Below are 15,528 nucleotides of genomic sequence, written 5' to 3'. Positions count from 1 at the left end.
CACGCTGCAGTGAAACGCTCAGGATCATCAGACCCGCCCAGTTGCGACTATGCTTGAGTCGCAGGCAAGACGTCTGCAATCCATGACCCGCCCTCGCCGATCCCGGATGAGAGGCGTAGTATTTTGTGATTATTTTTTTCTACAGGGATTGGTAACTTGGCTGGATACCTCCATCCTGTCGCGCACAATCCAAGAGGTGATTGATGCGCGCCAACTCGTCTGATTCACAAGACACCGTCACAGCAGAACATCCGATCAAACCCGAGCGCCTGCGCTTGCTGGATCGGTTGAGCAAATATCGCCAGCCGATCGGTCTGGCGGTCACGTTGCTGCTGTTTGCCATTGCGCTGATTGCCTGCCGCCATCTGCTGAGCGAACTCGATCTGTATGCCCTGCATGACTCGATCCTGGCGGTGCCGAAACCGGCCCTGCTCGGCGCAGTGGCTGCTACGGTGGTCGGCTTCATCATATTGCTGGGCTATGAATGGTCGGCCAGCCGCTATGCCGGCGTGACACTGCCGCCGCGCACTCTGGCGCTGGGTGGCTTCACCGCATTTGCGATTGGCAACGCCATCGGCCTGTCGCTGCTGTCCGGCGGCTCGGTGCGCTACCGTTTATATGCACGCCATGGGCTGGGCGCCTCCGAAGTCGCGCACATGACGCTGTTCGCAAGCCTGTCGCTGGGTTGCGCCCTGCCACCGCTGGCGGCTCTCGCGACCCTGAGCGACCTGCCCGCCGCCTCCGCCGCACTGGGCCTGTCAGAAGGCTTGCTCGGCACGATTGCCATGGTGGTGCTGGGTCTGGGCGCGATTCTGGCGATCGGCATCTATCGCCGCCGTCTGCCGGAGCAACCGTACCGCGACAACCTGCTGGTCAGGGCCGGTCGCCGGACGCTGCGCCTGCCCGGCCGACGCCTGACCTTCCTGCAACTGATCATCACCGCCCTCGACGTCGCCGCAGCGGCCACCGTGCTTTATCTGCTGCTGCCGGAAGCCCCGCCGTTCGGCGCCTTCCTGCTGGTGTACCTGCTGGCCCTGGCCGCCGGCGTCCTCAGCCATGTGCCGGGGGGTGTCGGGGTTTTTGAAGCGATCCTGCTTGCCGCGTTTGCCGACACCCTCGGGGCCGCGCCACTCGCCGCCGCCCTGCTGCTCTATCGTCTGATCTACGTCGTGCTACCGCTGCTGGTGGCCTGCCTGTTTTTGCTGATCAACGAAGGCCAGCGCCTGTTCCAGACCCAGACCATGCGCGCCGCATCCGGTCTGGCCGCGCCGATTCTGGCGGTGCTGGTGTTCCTGTCCGGCGTGGTGCTGCTGTTTTCCGGCGCCACCCCGGAGATCGACACCCGTCTTGAACACATCGGTTTTCTGATCCCGCATCGCCTGGTTGACGCCTCGCACTTCGGCGCCAGCCTGATCGGTGTGCTGTGCCTGATGCTGGCGCAGGGCCTGCGCCGTCGCCTGTCAGCCGCGTGGATGCTGACCACCATTCTGTTGCTGGTCGGCGCCCTGCTCTCGCTGCTCAAAGGCTTCGACTGGGAAGAAGCCACGCTGATGACACTCACCGCTGCGTTGCTCGGAGTGTTCCGTCGTTCGTTCTATCGTCCGAGCCGCCTGACCGAACTGCCGTTCTCGCCGCTGTATCTGGTGGCCAGCCTTTGCGTCCTGGGCGCCTCGACCTGGTTGCTGCTGTTCGCCTATCAGGACGTGCCGTATAGCCATCAACTGTGGTGGCAGTTCACCCTAGACGCTGACGCCCCGCGCGGCTTGCGTTCGCTGCTCGGCGCCGCCGTGCTGTTACTGGTGATCGCGCTGACCTGGCTGCTGCGCACCGCGCGCCCGGTGATCCACCTGCCGACCCCGGACGAACTGGATCGCGCCGCGAAAATCCTGATGGCTTCGTCGCAACCCGATGGCGGCCTCGCGCTGACCGGTGACAAGGCGTTGCTGTTTCACCAGAACGACGAAGCCTTCCTGATGTACGCCCGCCGTGGCCGCAGCCTGGTGGCGCTGTACGACCCGATCGGCCCCGGCCAGCAACGCGCCGAGATGATCTGGCAGTTCCGCGACCTGTGCGACATCCATCACGCTCGCCCGGTGTTCTATCAGGTACGTGCGGAAAACCTGCCGTACTACATGGACATCGGCCTGACCGCGATCAAGCTCGGCGAAGAAGCCCGGGTCGATCTGCAGCGCTTTGACCTGGAAGCCAAGGGCAAAGAGATGAAGGACCTGCGCTACACCTGGAACCGTGGTACCCGCGATGGTCTGTCGCTGGAAATCCATGAACCGGGCCAGGCGCCGATGGACGAGTTGAAAGTGATTTCCGATGCGTGGCTGACCGGCAAGAACGTGCGCGAGAAAGGTTTCTCCCTCGGTCGGTTCAGCGACGATTACCTGAAGCATTTCCGCATTGCGGTGATTCGCTTCGAAGGTCGCCCGGTGGCGTTCGCCAACCTGCTCGAGACTTTCAGCCATGACCTGGCCAGTCTGGACCTGATGCGCTCGCACCCGGACGCCCCCAAGCTGACCATGGAGTTCCTGATGGTCGGTTTGATTCAACACTATAAGAGTCACGGATACGCGCGTTTCAGCCTGGGCATGGTGCCGTTGTCGGGGTTGCAACCCCGGCGTGGTGCACCGCTGACCCAGCGCCTGGGCTCGATGGTCTTCCGCCGTGGTGAGCAGCTGTACAACTTCCAAGGCTTGCGCCGCTTCAAAGACAAGTTCCAGCCTGACTGGGAACCCCGTTATATGGCAGTGCCCGCCGGACTCGATCCGCTGGTGGCGCTGGCCGATACTGCTGCCCTGATCGCGGGCGGCTTGACTGGATTGGTGAAACGCTGATGATTCAACGCTCCCTGAAGTACATCCTGGCCGCACTGATCGTGCTGGCCGTGATTGCCGGCGGCGGTTACTGGTACCTCAAACGCCCGGCACCGCAACCGACTCTGCAACCACTGACGGCCGCCGACGGCACGGTAATGACCCGCGTCATTCCCGGCACCCAGCCCAAGGCTCAGGTGCTGGTCGCGGTCAATGACGACCAGAAGCTGACCGACAACCAACTGAGCACCCTGAGCCGCAGCGCCTCGGCGCAGATCGTTCAAGTGATTCTGCCCAAGGACTGCCTGCAACAGAGCCGCGCCCTGCAGACCGGCCTGCGCGAACTGAACGGCCCGGCCACGCTGGTCAGCGGTATCGGCCCTGGCGCCGTGCTGGCCTGGCGCTGGTTGTCCGAGCAGAAGGACGACAAGGCCCAGGCGATCTCGGTCGACCTGGCGCTGGAAAAACCCGGTTGCACTCACCTGCTGCCGAAATCCGCGACTCATGGCCACTGGCTGGTGGCGTGGAACGACAACCCGGACGACACCAGCGCCGGTTTCGTGCGCGATCAACCGAACGCCGAAACCAGCATCAGCGACTACGACATCAACCTGCCGCAAGTGCTGAACAACGAGCTGCGCAAGATCCTCGTCGGCGGCGACAAGGCCAACGGCGGTCTGGCGATCCCGGTGGTGGAAGTGCCGGCCGGTCAAGCCAAGGACACCGTGACCCTGTTCCTCTCCGGTGACGGCGGCTGGCGCGACCTCGACCGCGACGTAGCGGGCGAGATGGCCAAGATTGGCTACCCGGTGGTCGGCATCGACACCCTGCGCTACTACTGGCAGCACAAGAGCCCCGAGCAAAGCGCGCTGGACCTGACCGAACTGATGCAACACTACCGGCAGAAATGGGGCACCAAACGCTTCATCCTGACCGGTTACTCGTTCGGTGCCGACGTCCTGCCAGCGATCTACAACCGCCTGCCGGACACCGAGCAACAGCGCGTCGACGCCATCATCCTGCTGGCCTTCGCCCGCACCGGCAGCTTCGAAATCGAAGTCGAAGGCTGGCTCGGCAACGCCGGCAAAGAAGCCGCCACCGGCCCGGAAATGGCCAAGCTGCCAGCGGCCAAAGTAGTGTGCATCTACGGCGCCGAAGAAACCGACGAAAGCGGCTGCACCGACAAGACGGCAGTCGGCGAAGCGGTGAAACTGCCTGGCGGCCACCACTTCGACGAGAACTACCCGGCGCTGGCCAAGCGTCTGGTGGACTTGATCGAGAAGCGTCAGAGCAAGGATCAGCCGGCAGAGTGATCTGAGCCGGCCAAACAAAAAGCCCCCGCAGCCTTACGCTTGCGGGGGCTTTTTACATTCCAGCAATCCACACATTTCCCTGTGGGAGCGAGCTTGCTCGCGAAGGCGGCGTTTCAGCTAACGGGTTCGTCGACTGACACTACGCCTTCGCGAGCAAGCCCGCTCCCACAGGGTCAGTTTCGTGCCGGATGTTTAGTTTCGCTTACTTCCAGTTTCGCAATATCAGATGACGCCACAGACCTTGTAGGCAAACTCCGAAACTCGTGTTCGGGCGCTTTGCGGCTCTATTGCGCTGTTTTTCGACGGGATACTCTCTGGACGTCGCTGACCCATTCAGCACCACGCCTGGGCTGCGCATTACCTGACCGTGATGGGCAAAGCCTTGATTGATGACGTGATCCAAGCGCTGATGCCGCGACCTGCGCGGACGAAGACCGAATCTGAAGAAGAATTGCCTGAAAGCCACTGACACCACAGAATCCTTGTGGGAGCGAGCTTGCTCGCGAATGCGGTGGATCAGCCACCACATGTCTCGACTGACACTCGGCCTTCGCGAGCAAGCTCGCTCCCACAGGGGATTTGCAGTGGGTTAGAGGTTTGTGTGCGGGCACAAAAAAGCCCCCGCCAGCCTTGAAGCTGACGGGGGCTTTTCAGTTGAGGCGGGGTTACATCTCGACCTGAGTCCCCAGTTCAATCACCCGGTTCAGCGGCAGATTGAAGAACCGCAAGTTGCCGTTGGCATTCTTCAACATGAACGCAAACAGCGCCTCGCGCCAGCGGGCCATGCCTTCGAGTTTCGAGGCGATCACCGTTTCGCGGCTGAGGAAGTAAGTGGTGCGCATCGGGCTGAAGTCCAGTTCATCCAGATGGCACAGTTTCAGCGCCTGCGGCACATCCGGCTCGTCGGTAAAGCCGAAGTGCAGGATCACCCGGAAGAAGCCTTCGCCGTGGGCCTCGACTTCGAAGCGGCGCGATGGCGGCACGCGCGGGATGTCTTCGTAGACCACGGTCAGCAGCACCACTTGCTCGTGCAGCACCTGGTTGTGCAGCAGGTTGTGCAACAGCGCATGCGGCACGGCGTCGGAGCGCGCAGTGAGGAACACTGCGGTGCCCTGCACGCGGTGCGGCGGCTGCACGCGGATGCTGCTGATGAAGATCGGCAGCGGCAGCGCGCCTTCGTCGAGGCGCTCGACCAGCAATTGCTTGCCGCGCTTCCAGGTGGTCATCAGCACGAACAGCGCAATACCGGCGATCACCGGAAATGCACCGCCCTGCACGATCTTCGGCACGTTGGCGGCGAAATACAGGCCGTCCACCAGCAGGAAACCGATCAGCACCGGCACCGCGAGGACCGGCGGCCATTTCCACAGCAGCAGCATGACGGCCGACACCAGAATGGTGGTCATCAGCATCGTGCCGGTCACCGCCACGCCGTAAGCCGAGGCCAGTGCGCCTGAGGATTCGAAGCCGAGCACCAGCAGCACAACGCCGACCATCAGCGACCAGTTCACCGCGCCGATGTAGATCTGACCTTGTTCATCGCTGGAGGTGTGCTGAATGTACATGCGCGGGATGTAACCGAGCTGGATCGCCTGACGAGTCAGGGAGAACGCGCCGGAAATCACCGCTTGCGAGGCGATCACTGTGGCCAGCGTCGACAGCCCCACCAGCGGAATCAGCGCCCAGCTCGGCGCCAGCAGGTAGAACGGGTTACGTGCCGCTTCCGGGTTTTCCAGCAGCAGCGCGCCCTGACCGAAGTAGTTCAGCACCAGCGCCGGCAGCACCAGCAGGAACCAGGCACGGGCAATCGGCTTGCGACCGAAGTGGCCCATGTCGGCGTACAGCGCTTCAGCGCCGGTCAGCGCCAGCACTACCGCGCCGAGGATCGCCACGCCCATGCCAGTGTGAACCATGAAAAAGCGCACGGCCCAGACCGGGTTCATCGCATGCAGCACTTCCGGGTAATGGCTGATGCCGTAAACGCCGAGAGCGCCGAGCACCAGGAACCAGGTGACCATGATCGGCCCGAACAGAATGCCGATCCGCGCCGTACCGTGGCTCTGGATCAGAAACAAGCCGACCAGCACCACCAGCGACAACGGCACCACCCAATGGTCGATGCCGTCGAACGCCAGGCCCAGGCCTTCGATCGCCGACAACACGGAAATCGCCGGGGTGATCATGCTGTCGCCGTAAAACAGCGCCGCGCCGATCAGTCCGCAAACCACCAGCAACGAACGCAACCTCTTGCGCTTGCCCGCCGCACGACGTGCCAGTGCGGTGAGCGCCATGATGCCGCCCTCGCCCTGGTTGTCGGCGCGCAGGACGAACATCATGTATTTGATCGAAACGACCCAGATCAGCGACCAGAAGATCAACGACAGAATGCCCAGCACCCCATCGTGATTGACGGGCACGCCATACGCGCCGGAAAACACTTCTTTGAGGGTGTACAACGGGCTCGTGCCGATGTCGCCGTAAACTACCCCGACTGCCGCGACCAGCATGCTCAGCGGTTTTGCAGCCGAATGCTCGGCGCCCGCCGCCTGACTACTTGCCTGACCCATCCAACACTCCTGATTCTCGAACCGGCTTCTTTGAATGAAGCACTATGCTTTGTGGTGCAGCATGCGCTGTTTTACCTGTTGTTACAGACGTTTTGTTGACTGTAAAAAATTGGTAAAGCTCAACGGCGCGAAGCATAGCGCAGCACTCGTCGTATTTCCCTGCATAAAGCTGGTCAAGTGCGTTGCTCATCGCTAGAATTGCGCACTTTTTGATCAGAGGCGCACCCTAAGCGCCCATCCGTCGGCTTTCCCACACGGCAAGCGACGTCACAAAACACCGAGGTTAGACATGTCCACCACTCCTGCGCCGGCCAATCCAAAGGTTGGCTTCGTATCTCTGGGTTGCCCGAAAGCACTGGTCGACTCCGAGCGCATCCTGACCCAGCTGCGTATGGAAGGCTATGACGTGGTGTCCACCTACCAGGACGCCGACGTGGTGGTGGTCAATACCTGCGGTTTCATCGACTCGGCCAAGGCTGAGTCGCTGGAAGTGATCGGTGAAGCGATCAAGGAAAACGGCAAGGTGATCGTCACCGGTTGCATGGGCGTGGAAGAAGGCAATATCCGCGACGTACACCCGAGCGTGCTGGCCGTGACCGGCCCGCAGCAGTACGAGCAAGTGGTCAACGCCGTGCACGAAGTGGTGCCGCCGCGTCAGGATCACAACCCGCTGATCGACCTGGTACCGCCGCAAGGCATCAAGCTGACTCCGCGTCATTACGCCTACCTGAAGATTTCCGAAGGCTGCAACCACAGCTGCAGCTTCTGCATCATCCCGTCGATGCGCGGCAAACTGGTCAGCCGTCCGGTGGGTGATGTGCTCGACGAAGCCCAGCGTCTGGTCAAATCCGGCGTCAAAGAGCTGCTGGTGATTTCGCAAGACACCAGCGCCTACGGCGTCGACGTAAAGTACCGCACCGGTTTCTGGAACGGCGCGCCGGTGAAAACCCGCATGACCGAACTCTGCGAGGCGCTGAGCACCTTGGGCGTGTGGGTCCGTCTGCACTACGTTTACCCGTACCCTCACGTCGACGAGTTGATCCCGCTGATGGCCGCCGGCAAGATCCTGCCGTATCTGGACATCCCGTTCCAGCACGCCAGCCCGAAAGTGCTGAAGGCGATGAAACGCCCGGCGTTCGAAGACAAGACTCTGGCGCGGATCAAGAACTGGCGCGAGATCTGCCCGGACCTGATCATCCGTTCGACCTTCATCGTCGGCTTCCCGGGCGAAACCGAAGAAGACTTCCAGTACCTGCTGAACTGGCTGACCGAAGCCCAGCTCGACCGCGTCGGCTGCTTCCAGTACTCGCCGGTCGATGGTGCGCCCGCCAATGATCTGGACCTGGAAGTAGTGCCGGACGACGTCAAGCAAGACCGTTGGGAGCGTTTCATGGCGCACCAGCAGGCGATCAGCTCGGCCCGTTTGCAAATGCGCATCGGCCGCGAGATCGAAGTGCTGGTGGACGAAGTCGACGAGCAAGGCGCCGTCGGCCGCTGCTTCTTCGATGCCCCGGAAATCGACGGTAACGTATTCATCGACAACGGCAGCAACCTCAAGCCGGGCGACAAGGTCTGGTGCAAGGTGACTGACGCTGACGAATACGACCTGTGGGCTGAGCAGATCTGATCTGAAGATCAAAAGCCCCTCACCCTAACCCTCTCCCTGAGGGAGAGGGGACTGATTGAGTTGCTCTCTCGAATGACGGCGACTTGAAATATCGAGTCGACCTCAGATTTTGAACAGCATGAAGATCAGCTCCCTTCCCCCCTCGCCCCCCTTGGGGGGAGAGGGTTGGGGTGAGGGGGAAGCTCTTGCAGGCAACATTAACAGCCAGCCAGACACCGAAATAAATACAAAAAGCCCCGCTCTTTTTACGAGATGCGGGGCTTTTTTGCGTCTATCGTTTGCAGTGGGAAGGAATCCCGCTCACCCATTTGAAAAGAGGCAGCCGGGCATGCGTCAGCATTCGGTCATTCACACGCCGAAACTCAGCGATTATCAGGAACTGACCCGGGTCTGGGAGGCCTCGGTCCGCGCGACCCATGATTTTCTGCCGGACAGCTACATCGAGTTGCTGCGCAATCTGGTGCTCACCCGTTATCTGGACGCGGTGATGCTGATTTGCACCAAGGATCATCAGCAACGCATCACCGGATTCGCCGGGGTGGCGGCGGGCAAAATCGAAATGCTGTTCATCGATCCCGAGTATCGTGGCCAAGGCTTGGGCAAGAAACTGCTCAACTACGCCATGCAACATCTGAATGCCGATGAACTCGACGTCAACGAACAGAACCCGCAGGCGCTGGGGTTCTACTTCAAGCAGGGTTTTGAAGTGATCGGCCGCTCGGAGGTGGATGGCATGGGCCAGCCGTACCCGTTGCTGCATATGCGCCTGCGGCAGAACCAGCAGCGCTCAAGCCATGCCTGACACACCAGAATCCCACTGTAGGAGCTGCCGGAGGCTGCGATCTTTTTGCTTTTTGAAGATCAAAAGATCGCAGCCTTCGGCAGCTCCTACAAATGGAACCGGGCTTAACCGGCGCCAGGCAGGTACAATGCCCACCCCTTTTTTGTTACGGCCCTGTCATGACTGACCCGATTCGCCTCTCCAAACGCCTCATCGAACTGGTCGGTTGCTCCCGCCGGGAGGCCGAGCTGTTCATTGAGGGCGGCTGGGTCACCGTGGACGGCGAAGTGATCGACGAACCGCAATTCAAGGTCGGCGACCAGAAGGTCGAGCTCGACAAGGACGCTCAGGCCTCCGCGCCGGAGCCGGTCACGATTCTGCTCAACGTGCCGGCCGGCATGGATGTCGACACCGCCATGCAGTCGCTCAGCGCCGACACCCTCAGCGACGAGCACCGCTACGGCAAACGCCCGCTGCGCGGGCACTTCCTGCGCTTGACCGCCAGCGCCGATTTGCAGCCCAAGGCCAGCGGCCTGCTGGTGTTCACTCAGGACTGGAAAGTGCTGCGCAAACTGACTGCCGACGCGGCCAAGATCGAGCAGGAATACGTGGTCGAGGTCGAAGGCGACATGGTTGCCCACGGCCTCAATCGCCTGCAGCACGGCCTCACCCACAAGGGCAAGGAGCTGCCGCCGGTCAAGGCCAGCTGGCAGAACGAAAACCGCCTGCGCTTCGCCATGAAGAACCCGCAGCCGGGGATCATCGCGCAGTTCTGCGAAGCGGTTGGCCTGAAGGTCATCGGCATCCGCCGCATCCGCATCGGCGGCGTGTCGATTGGCAAGGTTCCGGTGGGCCAATGGCGCTACCTGTCCGGCAAAGAGAAGTTCTAAAGCTTCCACTGCCGCCACACATTCCGGCAGCGCGCCTGCGTGCTGCCCACAACGATTATCAGGATTACCCACATGATTCATAACGACGTATTGCGCAGCGTGCGCTACATGCTCGACATCAGCGACAAGAAAGTCATCGAGATCATCAAGCTCGGCGGCCTGGACGTGGAGCTCAAAGACGTCGTCGCATACCTCGACAAGAAAGAAGAAGACGAAGAAGGCTTCGTGCGCTGCCCGGACGAAGTCATGGCGCACTTCCTCGACGGTCTGGTGGTGTTCAAGCGCGGCAAGGACGAAAGCCGTCCGCCGCAGCCGATCGAAGTGCCAGTGACCAACAACATCATCCTGAAGAAGCTGCGCGTGGCCTTCGAACTCAAGGAAGACGACATGCACGCGATCCTCAAGGCAGCCGAGTTCCCGGTGTCCAAGCCTGAGCTGAGCGCACTGTTCCGCAAGGTCGGCCACACCAATTACCGCGCGTGCGGCGACCAGTTGCTGCGCAACTTCCTCAAGGGCTTGACCCTGCGCGTTCGTGGCTGATCTGCGCCACAAGCTCTGAATCGGCGGCGCGGCCTTCGCGAGCAAGCCCGCTCCCACAGGTTTTGTGGCTGACACAAAACCGGACTCCACTCGAGATCCCTGTGGGAGCGAGCTTGCTCGCGAAGGCGTCGGCCCGGCCACTCCGGGTTATCATCCCCACCCCGCTCCCACCTTGACTCCAGACCATGACATACAACGTCTCACCCATTGGTTTCGTGCGCTCCTGCTTCAAGGAGAAGTTCGCCATCCCGCGGCAGCCGCAACTGGCCCCCGCCGCCCGTGGCGTGCTGGAACTGGTGGCGCCGTTCGATCAGGGTGATGCCGTGCAAGGGCTGGAGCAGGTCAGCCATGTCTGGCTGCTGTTCCTGTTTCATCAGGCGCTGGAAGAAAAGCCGCGCCTGAAGGTGCGGCCACCGCGTCTGGGCGGTAACAAGTCCATGGGCGTGTTCGCCACCCGTGCGACCCACCGTCCCAATGGCATCGGGCAGTCTGTGGTGAAGCTGGACAAGGTCGAGGCCCATCGGCTGTTCATTTCGGGGATCGATTTGCTCGATGGCACACCGATTCTCGACATCAAACCCTATGTACCTTACGCCGACATCATCGCTGACGCCTCCAACAGCATCGCCAGTGCCGCGCCACAGCTGATTGACGTGCGGTGGACGGACGCCGCACTGCAACAGGCGCACGGCCATGCTCAGCGCCTCGCCGAGCCTCTGGTCGAGTTGATCGAGCAGTGCCTGGCCCAGGATCCGCGTCCGGCGTATCAGACGCCGACACCAGAGCGCGAATACGGTGCGCAGTTCTGGGATCTGGACGTGCGCTGGCATTACCCGACGCCGGAGCAGATCCGGGTACTGGAAGTCATCCCCGCCAACACCTGAACCCCGGAAACGCAAAAGCCCGCGCTGCCTTCTCAGGCAACGCGGGCTTTTCTGTGTAGCACGAAACCATTGTGGGAGCGGGCTTGCTCGCGAAAGCGGTGCGCCATTCAACATTGACGTCGACTGACAGCCCCCCTTCGCGAGCAAGCCCGCTCCCACAGGTATTGCGGGTTACTTCTCGACGAATGCACGCTCGATCAGGTAGTCACCCGGCTCGCGCATCCGCGCCGAGATCTTCAGGCCGAAGCTGTCGAGCACTTCGCTGGTCTCGTCGAGCATGCTCGGGCTGCCGCAGATCATTGCGCGGTCGTCCTGCGGGTTGATCGGTGGCAGGCCGATGTCGCTGAACAGCTTGCCGCTGCGCATCAGGTCGGTCAGACGGCCCTGATTCTCGAACGGCTCGCGGGTCACGGTCGGGTAGTAGATCAGCTTGTCACGCAGCGCTTCACCGAAGAACTCGTTCTGCGGCAGGTGCTCGGTAATGAATTCGCGGTAGGCTACTTCGTTGACGTAGCGTACGCCGTGCACAAGGATCACTTTTTCAAAGCGCTCGTAGGTTTCCGGGTCCTGGATCACGCTCATGAACGGCGCCAGACCGGTGCCGGTGCTCAGCAGATACAGATGCTTGCCCGGGTTCAGGTCGTCCAGCACCAGGGTGCCGGTAGGCTTCTTCGAGATGATGATCTCGTCGCCTTCCTTCAGGTGCTGCAGCTGCGAGGTCAGCGGACCATCAGGCACTTTGATGCTGAAGAACTCGAGATGCTCTTCCCAGTTCGGGCTGGCGATCGAGTAAGCGCGCATAAGCGGGCGGCCGTTGGGCTGTTGCAGGCCGATCATCACGAACTGACCGTTCTCGAAGCGCAGGCCCGGATCACGGGTGCACTTGAAGCTGAACAGAGTGTCGTTCCAGTGATGAACACTGAGGACACGCTCGTGGTTCATGTTGCTCATGTACGTGGGACTCCTGGATATTGGGTCTGCGCTCGCCTTTGCGGCCAACAGTGCGCAATTGCATCGCATTCTAATAGCGACGACAATATCTGTTAACTGGATTATTAAGATAAGGGTTATCGGTTATATCGATATGCGATTTACTCTTCGTCAACTGCAAGTCTTCGTCGCCGTCGCCCAGCAGGAGAGCGTATCCCGTGCTGCGGGTCTGCTCAACCTCTCGCAGTCGGCGGCGAGCACCTCGATCACCGAACTGGAGCGCCAGTCCAGCTGCCAGCTGTTCGATCGCGCCGGCAAACGCCTGAGCCTGAACGCCCTCGGTAAACAGCTGTTGCCGCAAGCGGTGGCACTGCTCGACCAGTCCAAGGAAATCGAAGACCTGCTCAACGGCAAATCCGGTTTCGGCTCACTCTCGGTGGGCGCCACCCTGACCATCGGCAATTACCTGGCGACCCTGCTGATCGGCGGCTTCATGCAGCGCCACCCGGAAAGCCAGGTGAAGCTGCATGTACAGAACACTGCCAATATCGTGCATCAAGTCGCTCATTACGAAATTGATCTGGGTCTAATCGAAGGCGACTGCAGCCATCCGGACATCGAAGTGCAGAGCTGGGTGGAAGATGAACTGGTGGTGTTTTGCGCGCCGCAGCACCCACTGGCCAAACGTGGCAGCGCGACCATGGAAGAGTTGACGCACGAAGCGTGGATTCTGCGTGAACAGGGTTCCGGCACACGCCTGACCTTTGATCAGGCCATGCGGCACCATCGCAGTGCGCTGAATATCCGCCTGGAGCTGGAGCACACCGAAGCGATCAAACGCGCGGTGGAATCAGGGTTGGGGATTGGCTGTATTTCGCGGCTGGCGCTGCGTGATGCGTTTCGACGCGGCAGCCTGGTGGCGGTGGAAACCCCGGATCTGGATCTGGCCCGGCAGTTCTACTTCATCTGGCACAAGCAGAAATACCAGACTTCGGCCATGCGCGAGTTTCTCGAGCTGTGCCGCGCCTTCACCGCCGGGGTGCAGCGCAGCGACGAGATCGTCTTGCCGAGTATCGCTTAAAGCAGAATCACCGCCCACACCAGGGCAATCATGCTCAGGGCCACGAATTGCGCGGCGCTGCCCATGTCCTTGGCGTTCTTCGACAGCGGGTGCAGTTCCAGGGAAATGCGGTCAATCGCCGCTTCCACCGCCGAATTCAGTAACTCGACGATCAGCGCCAGCAGGCACACAGCGATCAGCAGCGCCTGTTCAACGCGACTGACATTCAGGAAGAACGTCAGCGGAATCAGCACCACATTGAGCAGCACCAGTTGGCGAAATGCGGCTTCGCCGGTGAAGGCTGCGCGCAGGCCGTCCAGCGAGTAGCCGGATGCGTTGAGGATGCGTTTCAGGCCGGTCTGGCCCTTGAAAGGTGACATAACGTAAAAACCAACCAGAAAGGAGTGGGAAAGCTAGAGCAACAAAAGTCAAAAAAGCGTGAAGACGCCAGCCTTTATTGGCTCGGAATTGACTCAAGTTGTTGCAGAAGTAATGCCGCCTGAGTCCGGGTGCGCACATTCAACTTGCGAAAGATCGCCGTGACGTGGGCCTTGATGGTCGCTTCGGACACGCTCAACTCGTAGGCAATCTGCTTGTTGAGCAGGCCTTCACAGACCATGGTCAGTACGCGGAACTGCTGCGGGGTGAGACTGGCCAGGCCGTCGCTGGCGGCTTTGGCTTCATCGGAGACACTGACGGCTTCGAACGCCTGCGGGGGCCAGAACACATCGCCATCGAGGACCTTGCGCACGGCTTGCTGAATCACATTCAGGTCGCTGGACTTGGGAATGAAGCCACTGGCGCCGAATTCCCGGGACTTGACCATGATCGAAGCTTCTTCCTGGGCCGAGACCATCACCACCGGAATCTGCGGGTACTGCCCGCGCAGCATGACCAGACCGGAAAACCCGAACGCGCCGGGCATGTTCAGGTCCAGCAGGACCAGATCCCAGTCGGACTTTTCGGTCAGGCGCGCTTCCAGCTCGGCGATGCTCGCCACCTCCACCAGTCGCACATCCGGGCCAAGGCCCAGTGTCACCGCTTGATGCAGCGCGCTACGAAACAGAGGGTGATCATCGGCAATCAGGATGTCGTATGTGGCCATTTTTCAAATGATCCTGTTTTTTGATGGCAGACCCGACGCATTCGGGCCTCGCCAAAGCAACTCGAGATACCGCCGCACAGCGCTATCCACAGGGGCACGTTCAACGCCAATCACGAGCAAGCACGGCGTTTCAAACCCTGGCCGCACCCCAATCGGCGCCAAGCATGCCCAGCGTGGCCGGGGTGGTCAAGCAGCACGGCCGCCGCTGGGTGAAGTATGGGCCACTATGGGGCCAACACCGCTTGCGGCTTTCGTATGTAAGGCAAGAGCTCGGCGTGGGCCGGAGTCGACTCGTTGAGCGGCAACTGTTGTTTGGCGCCCAGATAGTGCTGGCTGAACACATCGAAGTAAGCGTCCAGCGCCGACGCTGCATCGCTGTCCCCGGCCAGTTCCAGGCACAAAGCCGCGACTTCGGCGGTGCACAGGTGCTCGCTGCGGGTCGAGCGGCGCAGGCGATAACGCGAGAGTCTGTCGGGCAGCAGGCTGAGAATCGGCAAACGGTCGAAGTACGGACTCTTGCGGAAAATCTTGCGCGCCTCGGTCCAGGTCGCATCCAGCAGGATGAACAACGGACGCTTGCTGCTATCGGGCACGACGGTGTTGGTCACCCGCGACGGTTCTACATATTCGCCGGGAAATACAAGGTACGGCTGCCATTGCGGGTCGTTGAGCAGCGCCAGCATCCGCGGGTCGGGTTCGGTGCGCGACCAGATGAACGCGTGATTGTCGCGCACCACATCGGCGATCAACCAGCCGGTGTTGCTCGGCTTGAACACTTCCTTGCCGGTCATGATCAGACACACACCGGAACGGGTTTCGACGGTCGGCCGCCAGGCGCACAGGCAGTGGCTGATGATCACCCGGCAGTCGCGGCAACGCTCGGAGCGAAAACCACGGGCCTGAATCGGCTTGATACCTTCGTCCTCGCGCTGGTCACGCAAGCGGGCTACGGCGTTGGGGGCATGATGGATCACGGGCAACGCCTTATGGCAGGAAAACTCAACACACA

Annotated in this window: 13 protein-coding genes and 1 pseudogene; 9 read left to right on the top strand and 5 right to left on the bottom strand. The window is 61.2% G+C overall.

Annotated elements, in window-relative coordinates; all coding sequences use genetic code 11:
- Nucleotides 1–203: 203 nt before the first annotated feature.
- The 3 genes and pseudogenes from mprF to CRO59_RS04020 all read left to right on the top strand — a co-directional run.
- Nucleotides 204–2,843, top strand: a complete 2,640-nt coding sequence (gene mprF, locus CRO59_RS04030) for a bifunctional lysylphosphatidylglycerol flippase/synthetase MprF (protein ID WP_007964392.1) — start codon at nucleotides 204–206, stop codon at nucleotides 2,841–2,843.
- Entirely contained in the window at nucleotides 2,843–4,135 is a 1,293-nt protein-coding gene (locus CRO59_RS04025; RefSeq protein ID WP_097086525.1) for a virulence factor family protein, read from the top strand. The genes mprF and CRO59_RS04025 overlap by 1 nt, the downstream gene beginning before the upstream one ends.
- A 340-nt stretch (nucleotides 4,136–4,475) precedes the next feature.
- Nucleotides 4,476–4,604: pseudogene (locus CRO59_RS04020) on the top strand (DUF3077 domain-containing protein); the annotation flags it as partial.
- A 196-nt stretch (nucleotides 4,605–4,800) separates the two neighbouring features.
- On the opposite strand, the gene CRO59_RS04015 reads toward CRO59_RS04020, so the two are convergent.
- Nucleotides 4,801–6,642 (bottom strand): potassium transporter Kup, encoded by a 1,842-nt coding sequence (locus CRO59_RS04015; protein WP_371917801.1) that lies wholly within the window; start codon nucleotides 6,640–6,642, stop codon nucleotides 4,801–4,803.
- Nucleotides 6,643–6,991: 349 nt separating this feature from the next.
- On the opposite strand from CRO59_RS04015, the gene rimO reads away from it, so the two are divergent.
- From rimO to tsaA, 5 genes are all read left to right on the top strand, one after another.
- Nucleotides 6,992–8,329 (top strand): 30S ribosomal protein S12 methylthiotransferase RimO, encoded by a 1,338-nt coding sequence (gene rimO, locus CRO59_RS04010; protein ID WP_003222282.1) that lies wholly within the window; start codon nucleotides 6,992–6,994, stop codon nucleotides 8,327–8,329.
- A gap of 328 nt (nucleotides 8,330–8,657) precedes the next feature.
- Nucleotides 8,658–9,131 carry a GNAT family N-acetyltransferase gene (locus CRO59_RS04005; RefSeq protein ID WP_097086521.1) on the top strand — a complete coding sequence of 158 codons (474 nt, stop codon included), beginning with the start codon at nucleotides 8,658–8,660 and terminating at the stop codon, nucleotides 9,129–9,131.
- A 158-nt stretch (nucleotides 9,132–9,289) separates the two neighbouring features.
- A complete protein-coding gene (locus CRO59_RS04000) occupies nucleotides 9,290–10,000 on the top strand; it encodes an rRNA pseudouridine synthase (protein WP_027611094.1) in 711 nt (236 codons plus the stop codon).
- A 72-nt stretch (nucleotides 10,001–10,072) separates the two neighbouring features.
- The gene (locus CRO59_RS03995; protein ID WP_027611093.1) at nucleotides 10,073–10,540 is read left to right on the top strand and encodes a DUF1456 family protein; all 468 of its coding nucleotides are present in this window, start codon (nucleotides 10,073–10,075) and stop codon (nucleotides 10,538–10,540) included.
- A 185-nt stretch (nucleotides 10,541–10,725) separates the two neighbouring features.
- Nucleotides 10,726–11,424 (top strand): tRNA (N6-threonylcarbamoyladenosine(37)-N6)-methyltransferase TrmO, encoded by a 699-nt coding sequence (tsaA, locus tag CRO59_RS03990; protein WP_097086519.1) that lies wholly within the window; start codon nucleotides 10,726–10,728, stop codon nucleotides 11,422–11,424.
- 171 nt (nucleotides 11,425–11,595) lie between these two features.
- Here tsaA and fpr read toward each other — a convergent pair whose 3' ends face one another.
- Entirely contained in the window at nucleotides 11,596–12,375 is a 780-nt protein-coding gene (gene fpr, locus CRO59_RS03985) for a ferredoxin-NADP reductase (RefSeq protein WP_003222277.1), read from the bottom strand.
- Nucleotides 12,376–12,508: 133 nt separating this feature from the next.
- Here fpr and CRO59_RS03980 point away from each other — a divergent pair, with 133 nt between their 5' ends.
- A complete protein-coding gene (locus CRO59_RS03980) occupies nucleotides 12,509–13,435 on the top strand; it encodes a LysR family transcriptional regulator (RefSeq protein ID WP_027611091.1) in 927 nt (308 codons plus the stop codon).
- Here CRO59_RS03980 and CRO59_RS03975 read toward each other — a convergent pair.
- The 3 genes from CRO59_RS03975 to CRO59_RS03965 form a co-directional block, all read right to left on the bottom strand.
- Nucleotides 13,432–13,794 (bottom strand): diacylglycerol kinase, encoded by a 363-nt coding sequence (locus CRO59_RS03975; RefSeq protein WP_003222276.1) that lies wholly within the window; start codon nucleotides 13,792–13,794, stop codon nucleotides 13,432–13,434. The genes CRO59_RS03980 and CRO59_RS03975 overlap by 4 nt on opposite strands.
- 74 nt (nucleotides 13,795–13,868) lie before the next feature.
- Nucleotides 13,869–14,519 (bottom strand): response regulator transcription factor ErdR, encoded by a 651-nt coding sequence (gene erdR, locus CRO59_RS03970; protein ID WP_097086517.1) that lies wholly within the window; start codon nucleotides 14,517–14,519, stop codon nucleotides 13,869–13,871.
- Nucleotides 14,520–14,743: 224 nt separating this feature from the next.
- Nucleotides 14,744–15,490, bottom strand: a complete 747-nt coding sequence (locus CRO59_RS03965; RefSeq protein WP_177408950.1) for a tRNA-uridine aminocarboxypropyltransferase — start codon at nucleotides 15,488–15,490, stop codon at nucleotides 14,744–14,746.
- Between the last annotated feature and the right edge of the window lie 38 nt (nucleotides 15,491–15,528).

The organism is Pseudomonas sp. LAMO17WK12:I5 (assembly GCF_900215165.1).
GTDB classification, from domain to species: Bacteria; Pseudomonadota; Gammaproteobacteria; order Pseudomonadales; family Pseudomonadaceae; genus Aquipseudomonas; species Aquipseudomonas putida_A.
The sequence above is the reverse complement of the archived record's forward strand: the minus strand, read 5'-3'. Positions and strand labels throughout refer to the sequence as shown.